The organism is Terrabacter sp. NPDC080008 (assembly GCF_040702505.1).
Lineage (GTDB): Bacteria > Actinomycetota > Actinomycetes > Actinomycetales > Dermatophilaceae > Terrabacter.
In genome coordinates this window covers 1,002,014-1,014,252 of sequence record NZ_JBFBLC010000001.1, presented here as the reverse complement: position 1 = coordinate 1,014,252, position 12,239 = coordinate 1,002,014, and the positions used below count along the sequence as shown (strand labels likewise).

Genomic DNA, 12,239 nt, shown 5'->3' with positions numbered 1-12,239 from the left:
GGCACTTTCCCGCACTTGTCCACACCCGCTGACGTCGTGAGTAGTCGTGACCGGACTGTTACTGATTTACGTCATTGACGGTGGTGCCGTAGGAAAGTAACCTCCGACGGGTGAAGAGCGAGGTGACCGTGGACGCGCCCACAGAGGAGCGCCACCCGGGGACGACGTCCATCGACACGCACACCTCCCTCGACATCCTCCGGGCGCTCAACACCGAGGACGCGAAGGTCGCCGCCGCCGTCAGCGAGGTGCTGCCCGATCTCGCCCTCCTGGTCGACCGTGCCGTCGAGTCCCTCACCGCCGGCGGGGCGGTGCACTACTTCGGCGCCGGCACCTCGGGCCGCCTCGCCGTGCTGGACGCGGCCGAGCTGCTCCCGACGTTCAACGCGCCGGAGGGCCTCTTCGTCGCCCACCACGCCGGGGGCACCGCGGCGCTGGTCCACGCGGTCGAGAACGTCGAGGACGACGCCGAGCTCGGCCGGTCCGAGGCCGAGGCCCTGCGCGCCGGTGACATCGCCGTCGGGCTCACCGCCTCGGGTCGTACGCCGTTCGTGGCCGGAGCGCTCGAACGGGCCCGCGAGCTCGGCGCCGTCACCGCCCTCGTCACCGCCAACCCGCGCGCCGAGGCCGCCGTGCACGCCGACATCCTCCTCGCGGTGCGCACCGGCCCGGAGGCGCTGACCGGCTCGACGCGCCTGAAGGCCGGCACGGCGCAGAAGCTCGTGCTCAACTCCTTCTCGACCGCCGTGATGATCCGACTCGGCCGCACCTGGAGCAACCTCATGGTCGACGTCGTCGCGACCAACGCCAAGCTGCGCGGCCGCGTCGTCCGGATCCTGCAGGAGGCCACCGGCGCCGGCGCCGAGCAGGCGCGCGCCGCGCTCGACGAGGCCGACGGCGAGCTGAAGACGGCGCTCCTGTCGATGCTCGCCGGGGTCGACGCCGCTACGGCCCGCGCGGCCATCGCCGCCGACGGAGGCTCGGTCGCCCGCGCCTTGAGCTCCCTGGGCGCAACCGTTGCAGCCAGCCCGGCCGCCGCCACCACCGCGGGCCCGGCGACCACCCCCGCCCCCGAACGCTGAACCGCACCCCCAAACCCACCCGGTGCCGCCTCCCCGGCACCCTGCAGAACCCGACAGGAGCACCACCATGACGTTCGCCCCACGCCTCCCCGGCTCGTCGCGGCGCGCCCGCCGCACGGTCGTCACCCTCGCCGCCCTCTCCGGAGCGCTCCTCGTGACGGCCTGCTCCCCCTCCGCGAGCGGCTCCTCGGACTCCACCGGCGCGGGCGACGGCAAGGTCAACCTCACGGTCTGGTCGTGGCGCGTCGAGGACGAGGCGGCATACAAGAAGATCTTCGCCGCGTACGAGCAGTCCCACCCGAACGTCAACGTCGACTTCAAGGCGTTCAAGGCGACCGAGTACAACAAGATCCTCGCCACCGGCCTGGCCGGCTCCGGCGGCCCCGACGTCCCGCAGGTCCGCTCCTACGGGCAGCTGCAGACCACGGTGGCCTCCAAGTCGCTCCTGCCGCTCGACGGCAAGGTCGACCTCACCGGCTGGGACGAGAACATCGTCGCGAGCGCCAAGGGCAAGGAGGACGGCAAGATCTACTCCGTTCCCTTCGCCCGCCAGACCGTCCAGATGTTCTACAACCAGGGGCTGTTCGAGAAGAACGGCATCAAGGCGCCCACGACGTGGGCCGAGTTCATCGCCGCCAACGACAAGCTCATGTCCGCCGGGCTCACCCCGATCGCCGTCGGCGCCAAGGACGACTGGACCCTCCCGATCGTCCACGAGGTCGTGGCCGGAGCCCGCTTCGGCGGCAAGGCGTTCCGTGACGCCGTCGTCGCCGGCAAGAAGTCCTTCACCGACCCCGACTGGGTCGCCTCGGTCAAGGTCGTCGGCGACCTCGAGAAGTACATGCCCAAGAACGTCACGGGCGTGGCCGCCACCGACGCGCAGACCCTCTTCTCCGCCGAGAAGGCCGCGATGATCCCCGGCGGCAGCTTCGACCTGTCGGTCTTCCAGAAGGCCAACCCGAACATGAAGATCGGCATCTTCCAGGTGCCGCCGGCGCCGGGCTCACCGAGCGGCTCGACGGCGACGACGGCAGGATGGGCCGATGGCAACTTCGCGGTCTCGGCCAAGTCCAAGCACCCCGCCGAGGCCACGGAGCTCGTCAAGTGGATGACCTCCAAGCAGTTCGGCCAGATGGTCAACGACGACATCAAGCAAATCACCGCGGTCCCCGGCGTCGAGCCGAGCGACCCGCTGCTCAAGCAGATGAGCGAGAACTACAAGAACTCCGGCTCGCCCTACGTGCTGCTCACCGACTTCCGCTACGGCACCCCGTCGGGTGGCGAGCTGCTCGGCAAGGGCCTGCAGGAGCTGCTGCTCGGCTCGAAGGACGCCGCGGCCGTCAGCCAGGACCTCCAGACCGGCATCAGCACCTGGTTCAAGCCGAGCGCGTGACGCCCCGGCCGACGGCAACAGCAACAGCAGGATCGACAGGAGGCACGGCATGAGGCAGGGCATGGGCCGCCGCACCGGCCTGCTCTTCGTCGCGCCGGCACTCGCGCTCTTCGCGGTGTTCGTGCTCTACCCGATGGTGACGGCGTTCTCCTACGCCTTCTTCTCGTGGCAGGGCACGACCCGCGGAGCGTTCGCGGGGCTGACCAACTTCGTCACCCTGTTCACGAAGGCACCGTTCACGACCGACCTGCCGCAGGCGCTGCTGCACAACGTGCTCTTCTTCGTGGGCACGATGCTGATCCAGAACACGTTCGGGCTCACGATCTCGTACCTGCTCTACACCCGCCCGCGCAGCCGCCGCGTGCTGCAGACGCTCTACGCGATGCCCTACCTCGTGAGCCCGATCGTGATCGGCTACCTCTGGACGCTGCTGCTCTCGCCGACGTTCGGCCCGGTCAACACGCTGCTGACGAAGGTCGGCCTCGACTCGTGGGCGCTGCCGTGGCTCGGTGACCCGAAGACGGCCCTGTGGGTGGTCATCCTCGTCAGCGTGTGGCAGTGGATCGGCTTCCCCGTCCTGCTCTACGGCGCCGCGCTCGGCGGGGTGCCGGACGAGCTGACCGAGGCCGCCCGCGTCGACGGCGCGACCAACCGCCAGGCCTTCTTCAAGATCACCCTGCCGCTGCTCGTCCCCGCCATCGGCACGGTGTCGGTGCTGACGTTCATCTTCGCCATGGAAGCCTTCGCCCTGCCGTACGCGTTCGGCGGGTCGACCGGAAACCCTGCCGGCGCAACCGACTTCGTCTCGCTGCTCTTCTACCGCACGGCGTTCGACTCGGGCGCGACCGACGCGATCGGCAGCTCGTCGGCCCTCGCGACAATGCTCTTCCTCATCATCTTCGGCGGTGCCTACGCGGCCACGGCCGTGCTGCGCCGCCACGAGCGGAGGATCACCGCATGACCACCGCCGTCGCCACCACCGAGGCACCCTCGGAGCTCGCAGCGGCCCGCCCGACCCGGCCCGGCCGGCGCCGGGCGCCCCGTGCCTCCAAGCCGGTCGGCGGCGTCGGTGCCAGCCTGCTCCTGTGGGGGTATGCCGCCCTGGCGCTCGTGCCGCTGCTGCTCATGCTGGTCAACAGCTTCCGCTCCAACGGCGACCTCATCTCCGACCCGCTCGGCCTCCCCAGCCCGCCGACCACGGCGAGCTACGTCGAGGCGTGGACCACCGGCAACTTCGCGACCTACTTCGGCAACTCCCTGCTCGTGACGGTCGGAGCGGTGGCGATCTCGACGACCGTGGCGACCATGGCGGCCTACGCTCTCGCCCGGGGCCGTTCACGCATCTTCCGGTGGCTCGAGTCCCTCTTCCTCTCGGGCCTGATGCTGCCGATCCACCTCGCGATCCTGCCGATCTTCTACCTCTTCGACGGGCTCGGCCTCATCGACTCCCGGCTCGGCCTGACGCTGATGTACGCCGCCTCCGGCATCCCGTTCTCGATCTTCGTGCTCACGACCTTCTTCCGGCAGCTGCCCGAAGAGCTCGAGGAGGCCGCGGCGCTCGACGGGGCCAGCACGTGGCAGACCTTCTGGCGGATCATGGTGCCGATGGTGCGCCCGGCCGTCGCGACCGTGGCAGTCTTCCGTTTCGTGCCGATCTGGAACGACTTCCTCTTCCCCCTGGTGCTGCTGCGCCGCGAGGAGAAGTACACCCTGCCCGTCGGGCTCACGAACTTCTTCGGCGAGAACGCGACGAACTACTCCGCCGTCTTCGCCGGCCTGGTCATCACGACCATCCCGCTCATCGTGCTCTTCCTGCTCGCGACGAAGCAGATCGTGGCGGGCCTGACCGCCGGCATGGCCAAGTGACCTCGCGCCCGGGCCGGGTCGTGGCCGTCGACGTCGGCGGCTCGGGCCTGCGCCTGAGCACGTATGCCGGCGGGCTGGGTCCCGTGCTCACCGCTCCCGGGGCGCGGGTGCGGCCCGGGGGGATCGACGTGGCCGCGCTCGTGGCCGATGCCCGGGCCCTGCTGGCGGCCGACGGGACCGGCTTCGGGCCCCAGGCCGCGACGACCGAGGAGTCGGGAGCGGCGGAGGAGGCGCCCGCCGTGGTCGTCTGGTCGATGCGGGGGCTGCTCTTCCTCGCCGACCGGTCCGCCGTGCTCGCCGCGGTCGTGGCAGGTCTCGGCGCCCGTCGCACCGTCGTGGTGAGCGACGCCGTCGCCAACCTCGTCGGCGCCACCGGCCGGCTGGGTCCCGGTGCGGTCGTCGCGGCCGGGACCGGCGCGGTGGCGTTCGGGACCGACTTCGACGGTCAGTGGCGCCGCGTCGACGGCTGGGGCCACGTGCTCGGTGACGCCGGGTCCGCCGCCGCTCTCGGCATGGCCGGGCTGCGGGCGGCGCTCCGGGCCCACGACGGCCTCACCGACGGGTCGCCGACGCTGCTGCGTGCCGCCACCGACCTGCTGGGCCCACCCGAGGGCTGGCCGCGCCTGGTCATGGCCGCACCCGACGCGCCGGAGCGCCTCGCGTCCGTGGCGCCCCTCGTCACCGGCGCGGCCGAGTCCGACCCCGTGGCCCTCGAGCTGTGTCGGCGCGCCGGCACCGAGCTGGCGACCTCGTTGCTGCGCGCGGCGGAGGGCCTCGACCGGCCGGTGCTCTGCGCCACCGGTGGCCTGCTGACCTCGGCCCCGGTGGCCGCGGCACTCGACGACCACCTGGCGGCCGTCGGTGCCCACCGGTCCCCCGCCGCGGGAGGGGCGCTCGAGGGTGCGGTGCACCTCGGCCGGCACCTGCGCGATACGGGCACGCTCCCCCGCCACCCGGCATACCTGCTCGTCGACTGAGAGCTCACTGTCGAGTTCCCGAGCAGCCGAGACTGATGTGGCAGTCGGGACACATGGGGCCGTAATGGGAGGTACCGTCGAGCCCGGGTGACGTATTTGCGCGTTTTGTGTCGAGAGGCTGTGGGGTCCCGGCCGGCGCACCCGACCAGACTGCAGAAGCTCGAGAGGTTCACGATGTCCCGTTCATGGCGCCGGATGGCGGTCCTCATCGGTGCGGTGGCGCTGACGGTCAGCGGTGCGGGGGTGGCGACGGCCGGTCCCGGCCCGGGTGCAGGCCCGACCACCGGCCCCGACACCAGCACCAGCACCGACTCCGGCGCCCAGCCTGGCGGGCCCTCCGCGGCACCGGACGCCCCCGCCAAGCCCTCCGGCCCCTCGAAGCCGCGCACCGTCCACTATCGGGGCGTGCAGGTGACCGCCCCGGCCGGCTGGTCGGTCGTCGACCTCGACACCGACCCGACGCGGTGCGTGCGGCTCGACGTCGACGCCGTCTACGTCGGCACGCCGGGCAGCCAGCAGAACTGTCCCGCCCACAAGGTCGGGCGGGCGCAGACCGTCTGGCTGCACCCTGCCTCGGACCGCGACACGACGCCGATGACCAGCCGCACCTCCAAGGTCGGCGCGCTCCAGGCCCACACGGGCAGGAGCACGCAGGAGCGGGCGAAGTCGGCCCGCTTCACCGGCAAGGACGTCCAGGTCGACGCCGCGTGGGGCGACAGCGAGGCGAAGGTCGACGAGGTCCTCGCCACGGCGAAGGCGGCACCGGCCACGGCCGGCCCGCCGAGCGGCGCCGGCACGTCGAGCGGTTCCAGCACCTCCAGCAGCCCCAGCACCTCGAGCAGTTCCACCACCTCCAGCGGCGCCAGCACCCAGAGCAGCCCGAGCGCGTACGCCGGCACGGCCGTAGTCAGCCCCGCCACCTTCACGAGCGCCGCGGGCACCCCGACCACCGCAGCGGCTGTCCCGGCCGCACTGACCGCCACGGCAGCGTCTCCGCGCACCTTCACCGGCATGGGCTTCGACACCTGCGCCGCACCGAGCGCGGCGACCATGCAGAAGTGGCTCGGGTCGCCCTACCGGGCGGTCGGCGTCTACATCGGCGGCTCGATGCGCGCCTGCGGCGACGGCAACCTCTCCGCCAGCTGGGTCAACCAGGTGAGCTCGATGGGGTGGGGGCTGATCCCGATCTACGTCGGCGTCCAGGCACCGTGCGTCAACCAGACCGGCCTGGCCACGATCGACCCCAAGCAGGCGGCCGCCCAGGGCAAGGCCGCGGCCAACGACGCGGTGACGCAGGCGGCGCGCTTCGGCCTCGGCAGCGGCACGCCGATCTACTACGACATGGAGGGCTACAACAACCGGGCGTCGGGCTGCACGGGCACGGTCATGGCGTTCATGACGGCGTGGACCCAGCAGCTGCACGCCAAGGGCTACAACTCCGGCGCGTACGGCAGCACGTCCTCGCTCATGGTCGACATGTCGCGGGCCATCGGCACGTCCGGTTTCACCCCTCCCGACAACGTGTGGTTCGCGAGCTGGAACGGCCAGCAGACCCTGTCCGACTCGACTGTCTACCCCGACTTCAAGGACTCCTACTGGAGCGCCGGCCAGCGCCTGCACCAGTACAGCACCGGCACCGAGACCTGGGGCGGCGCGAGCCTCAACATCGACGCCAACTGGCTCGGCGGGCGCGTCACGGGCAACCCCGTGTCGGTGGGCTACGGCGCCGGCACGTTCGGTCCCGGCAGCACCTCGTTCCTCTTCACCGGCAGCATGTACTACTGGAAGGCCAACGAGGGCTACGGCTACCAGAAGCGCGCCTACTACACGTACACCAGCTACTCCAAGGATGGCAGCCTCGAGGAGAACGGCGCCACCTGGTCGCCGAGCCTGTCCACCGGCCTCTACGCCGTCGACGCGTACGTCCCCGAGACGAACGCGACGGCCAGGGTGACGTATGCCGTCACCGATGCCAACGGGACGGTGAAGAAGCAGCTCGACCAGTCGACGCTCTCGGGCTGGAGCGCACTGGGAACCTACCTGGCGCGCAACGGGACGTCGGTGGGGGTGCACGCCGGTGACAGCAGCACGATCTCGACGACCAAGCAGGTCGGGATCGACGCCATGCGCTTCAGGCTCGTGGCCACCGCCCCTTCCGCTCCCACCTCCGTGAGCGCTGTCCCCGACAACGGCCGTGCGACCGTGCGCTGGACCGCCGCGACGAACAACGGCAGCCCCGTCACGAGCTACACCGTGACCGCCTCCCCCGGTGGGGCGCGGACGACGGTGTCGGGGTCGGCGACGTCGGCCACCATCACCGGCCTGGCCAACGACTCCGCCTACACCTTCACGGTCCAGGCGACGAATGTCGTCGGGACCGGACCGGTCTCGCAGGCGTCGGCCCCCGTGACGCCCAAGGCCTTCTCCCACCTCGTTCCGGTCGCCCCGACGCGCTTGCTCGACACCCGGTCCGGCACCGCCAGCAACCCGGTGCGGTCCGCCGTCCCGGCCTGGGGCTCGGTGACCATCAAGGTCGCCGGGGTCGGCGGGTCCCCCGTCCCGGCCGGAGCCACCGCGGCCGCCGTCAACCTCACCGTGACGGCACCGCAGAAGGTCGGCTTCCTCAGCGTCGACTCGACCTCCAGCACCGGGACGTCCACGGCCAACTTCACCCCCGGCCAGACGGTCGCCAACCTCCTCGTCAGCAGACTGTCGAGCAGCGGCACGGTCACCGTCGTCAACCACTCCAGCGGCTCGGTGCACCTCGTCGCCGACGTCACCGGCTACCTCACCACCAGCGGCACGGCGAGCCGGTGGGCCACGGTGGCGCCGACGCGCCTGCTCGACACCCGCTCCGGCACGGCGACCAACCCCGTCCGTACCGCCGTTCCGGCCTGGGGCTCGGTCACCATCAAGGTCGCCGGCGTCAGCGGCTCCCCCGTCCCTGCCGGAGCCACCGCCGCGGCGATCAACCTCACCGCCACCGCACCGCAGAGGGTCGGCTTCCTCAGCGTCGATTCGACCTCCAGCACGGGCACGTCCACGGCCAACTACACGGCCGGCCAGACCATCGCCAACCTCCTCGTCAGCAGACTGTCGAGCAGCGGCACGGTCACCGTCGTCAACCACTCCGGTGGCACGGTGCACCTCGTCGCCGACGTCACCGGCTACCTGACGGCCGGCGGCAGCGCGAACCAGTGGGCCTCGGTCGCCCCGGCCCGCCTGCTCGACACCCGCTCCGGCACCGCCACGAACCCGGTGAGGACGGCCGTCCCGGCCGGGGGCTCGGTCACCATCAAGGTCGCCGGCGTGAACGGCTCCCCCGTCCCCGCGGGAGCCACCGCAGCGGCGATCAACCTCACCGCCACCGCGCCCCAGAACGTCGGCTTCCTCAGCGTCGACTCCACCTCGAGCACCGGCACGTCCACCGCCAACTACACCGCGGGCCAGACCGTCGCCAACCTGCTCGTCAGCCGCCTGTCGAGCAGCGGCACGGTCACCGTCGTCAACCACTCCAGCGGCACGGTGCACCTCGTCGCGGACGTCACCGGCTACCTGCGCTGACGCTGCCACCCCTCCCCCGCGGTCCGGCCGCGGGGGAGGAACGGGTATGTCCGGGGCCGGTCCACCTCCGCAGCGGCACGCACCCGCGGCCGTCCCCTCCTGCCCCTGGAGCCGGCATGCCAGCCCCCTCGTCTGCCCCTACGCCCGAGCACGCCACGCCACTCCCCGGGCTCGGCTCGATGCCTCACGACGGCGGGACGGCCTTCCGCGTCTGGGCACCCAACGCCGACGCCGTCGCCGTGACCGGCAGCTTCACCGACTGGTCCGAGGACGGGCTGCCGATGTCGCCCGAGGACAACGGCCACTGGTACGTCGACGTCACCGGCGCCGGCCCGGGCGACGAGTACCAGTTCCTCGTCACCAACGGCGACCAGCGCCTGATGCGCATCGACCCCCGAGCGCGCGCCGTCACGCACTCCTCGGGCAACGGCATCGTCTACGACCGCGACGGGTTCGACTGGGAGGGTGACGCGTTCGGCTGCCCGCCGCACGACGACCTCGTCGTCTACGAGGCGCACATCGGCTCGTTCGTCGCGGGCGACGGCGACCCCGGCGACCTCGGCGGCCTCGCCGGGCGGCTGGGCTACCTCTCCGACCTCGGCGTGAGCGCCGTCGAGCTCATGCCCGTCACCGAGTTCGCCGGCGACTACTCCTGGGGCTACAACCCGTCCAACCCCTTTGCCGTCTCCAACACCTACGGCGGGCCGGACGCGCTCAAGGACTTCGTCAAGCAGGCCCACCGCCACGGCATCGCGGTGATCCTCGACGTCGTCATCAACCACTTCGGCCCGAGCGACCTCGCGCTCTGGCAGTTCGACGGCTGGAGTGAGAACGACAAGGGCGGGATCTACTTCTACAACGACGACCGGTCGTCGACGCCGTGGGGCGACACCCGTCCCGACTACGGCCGCGAGGAGGTCCGGGCCTACCTGCACGACAACGTGCTCATGTGGCTCGAGGAGTTCCACCTGGACGGGCTGCGCTTCGACGCGACGCTCTACGTCCGCACGGTCGACGGCCTTGGGACCGGCGACATCCCGGAGGGCTGGGAGCTGATGCGCTCCATCACCGCCACGGTCCGCGAGCGCCACCCCGACAAGATCCTCATCGCCGAGGACCTGCAGTCCGACGCCGCGCTCACCACGGTCGACGACGGCGGCGCGGGCTTCCACGCCCAGTGGGACCCGGGCTTCGTCCACCCGGTGCGGCAGGTGCTGACCGCCGTCGACGACCACGACCGGTCCATGGCCGAGCTCGTGCAGGCGCTGCGGGGCAGCGACGACCCGTTCCGGCGCGTCATCTACACCGAGAGCCACGACGAGGTCGCCGAGGGCAGCCTCCGGGTGCCGGACGAGGTCGACGGCGGCGACCCCACGGGCTGGGCGGCGCAGAAGCGCGCGACCCTGGCCCTCGCCCTGACGCTGACGGCGCCCGGCATCCCGATGCTCTTCCAGGGACAGGAGTTCCTCGAGGGCCAGGAGTTCCGCGACACCGTCCCGCTCGACTGGCAGCGCGCCGAGCAGTTCCGCGACATCGTCCGGCTCACCGGTGACCTCGTGCGGCTGCGCCGCGACGCCGACGGCGTCTCGCGGGGCCTGCGGGGCGACGGCCTGGAGGTGCTCCACCTCGACGACGAGGCCAAGACGCTCGCATACGCGCGCCGTGCAGGTGACGACGTCGCCGTCGTCGTCGTCAACGCGAGCGCGGAGCCGCGGGACGTCACGACCGGTATGCCCTTCGCCGGGCACTGGGCGGTCCGGTTCAACTCCGACGCCGCGACCTACAGCGCACTGTTCGCCGGCCACAAGACCCTGGACATCGAGGCGGCCGAGGAGCCTGTGGACGACCAGCCGGCCAGGGGCACCGTCTCGGTCGGCGCCTACAGCCTCGTCGTGCTCACCCCGGCCTGAACGTGAACGAGCCGGTCCCACCAGGTGGGACCGGCTCGTTCCGGGTCCGGAGGCACGGCACCTCGCGCCTGCGGACCACGTCAGGGAGTGCTCAGCGCGTCGGGTCGAACGGCGCGAGCTGCGCCGGGGCGACGCCGGTGACCATCTGCTCGGCGAGCAGGCGGCCGGTGACGGGGCCGAGGGTGATGCCCCACATGCCGTGGCCGCCGGCCACGAACACCTTGGGGTTCTTCGAGGCACCGATGAGCGGCAGGCCGTCGGCGGTGCAGGGGCGCGAGCCGACCCACTCGTCCTGGCGGTGGTCGAGGTCGGCGCCCTTGAGGAGCGGCCGGGCCGACTCGACGATGGCCTTGATGCGGCGCCGGTCGAGGGCGGCCTCGGGCTGGCGGAACTCCATCATGCCGGCGACACGCAGGCGATCACCGACCGGCGTGCAGGCGACGCGGGCGGCCGGGAAGTAGACGGGGCCGTTGGGCAGGTCCTCGACCTCGACGGAGAAGGAGTAGCCGCGGCCGGCCTGCACGACGCGCTTGACGCCGAACTCGCGGGCGAGCCGGCCGAGCCACGCACCGGTCGCGATGACCACGGAGTCGTAGTGCTCCGAGGTGCCCTGGTCGGTCGTGAGGAGCACGCCGGTGGGCGTGTCGGTGATCCCGCGCACGGCGCTGCCGGTGACGATCTTGCCGCCGCGTGCGGTGACCGAGTCGGCGAGGGCGGCGACGTAGGCGCCGGGGTTGACGAAGCGCTGCCCGTGCAGCACGATCGCGGCGCCGATCTCGTCGGACAGGGCCGGCTCGATGGCGCGGGCCTCGTCGCCGGAGAGCACGTCGAAGGTGATGTCGCCGCCGGAGGCGTGGATGTGCTCGATCTCCTCGAGCAGCGTCTGGCGCTCCTCGGCCGTGCGGTAGGCGGCGGTGAACGACTTGGCCTCGTAGGTCTCGGCCTCGACGCCGCCCTCCCCCAGCAGGTCGAAGCTCTGCAGCGAGAGGTCGTTGACGGGCACGAGCGCGCCCATCGCCTTCTTCCACGCGGTCATCGTGCTGTGGCGGGTGAAGCCGGTCACGAACTTGAGGAAGTCCGGGCGCACGCTCGGCGGCACGTAGACCGGCGAGCTGGGGCTGAACACGGCGCGCAGGCCGTACTTCAGCACGGCGGGCTCGGGCAGCGGCGTGGCGATGCCGGGGGTGAGCCAGCCGGCGTTGCCCCACGAGGAGCCGGCGGCGACGCCGTCGCGGTCGATGACGGTCACCTCGACGCCGCGCTCCTGGAGGAACCAGGCGGTGGCGAGGCCCACCATGCCGGCGCCGACGACGGCGACGCGCTCGGGGACGGGGGTACCGGCGGGGGTCACGGCGGGCATGCGATCGACTCCTGTGTGGGGCGCAAGGTGGGCAGGGATGCCCTCCCCTCCATGGTCGGTGGACGCTCACCGCTGCCCCTCGTGCTG

8 protein-coding genes are annotated in these 12,239 nt (G+C 71.9%); 7 read left to right on the top strand and 1 reads right to left on the bottom strand.

The genetic code is table 11. From position 1 onward, the window contains the following. Positions 1-110: 110 nt before the first annotated feature. From AB0316_RS04695 to AB0316_RS04665, 7 genes are all read left to right on the top strand, one after another. Positions 111-1,082 (top strand): N-acetylmuramic acid 6-phosphate etherase, encoded by a 972-nt coding sequence (locus AB0316_RS04695; RefSeq protein WP_366270876.1) that lies wholly within the window; start codon positions 111-113, stop codon positions 1,080-1,082. A gap of 67 nt (positions 1,083-1,149) precedes the next feature. Next, the gene (locus AB0316_RS04690; protein ID WP_366270875.1) at positions 1,150-2,475 is read left to right on the top strand and encodes an extracellular solute-binding protein; all 1,326 of its coding nucleotides are present in this window, start codon (positions 1,150-1,152) and stop codon (positions 2,473-2,475) included. A gap of 49 nt (positions 2,476-2,524) precedes the next feature. Beyond that, positions 2,525-3,436, top strand: a complete 912-nt coding sequence (locus tag AB0316_RS04685) for a sugar ABC transporter permease (protein WP_366270874.1) — start codon at positions 2,525-2,527, stop codon at positions 3,434-3,436. Then, complete coding sequence (locus AB0316_RS04680; RefSeq protein ID WP_366270872.1) at positions 3,433-4,341, top strand: carbohydrate ABC transporter permease; 909 nt, start codon at positions 3,433-3,435, stop codon at positions 4,339-4,341. The genes AB0316_RS04685 and AB0316_RS04680 overlap by 4 nt, the downstream gene beginning before the upstream one ends. Continuing rightward, positions 4,338-5,318, top strand: coding sequence for a BadF/BadG/BcrA/BcrD ATPase family protein (locus tag AB0316_RS04675; RefSeq protein ID WP_366270870.1), 981 nt, complete (start codon positions 4,338-4,340; stop codon positions 5,316-5,318). Before AB0316_RS04680 ends, AB0316_RS04675 begins: the two co-directional genes overlap by 4 nt. A 174-nt stretch (positions 5,319-5,492) precedes the next feature. Further along, the gene (locus AB0316_RS04670; protein WP_366270868.1) at positions 5,493-8,882 is read left to right on the top strand and encodes a glycoside hydrolase domain-containing protein; all 3,390 of its coding nucleotides are present in this window, start codon (positions 5,493-5,495) and stop codon (positions 8,880-8,882) included. A 179-nt stretch (positions 8,883-9,061) separates the two neighbouring features. Beyond that, positions 9,062-10,792, top strand: coding sequence for an alpha-amylase family glycosyl hydrolase (locus AB0316_RS04665; protein WP_366270866.1), 1,731 nt, complete (start codon positions 9,062-9,064; stop codon positions 10,790-10,792). Positions 10,793-10,883: 91 nt separating this feature from the next. On the opposite strand, the gene AB0316_RS04660 is transcribed toward AB0316_RS04665, so the two are convergent. Next, positions 10,884-12,152 (bottom strand): FAD-dependent oxidoreductase, encoded by a 1,269-nt coding sequence (locus tag AB0316_RS04660; protein ID WP_366270863.1) that lies wholly within the window; start codon positions 12,150-12,152, stop codon positions 10,884-10,886. Positions 12,153-12,239 lie beyond the last annotated feature (87 nt).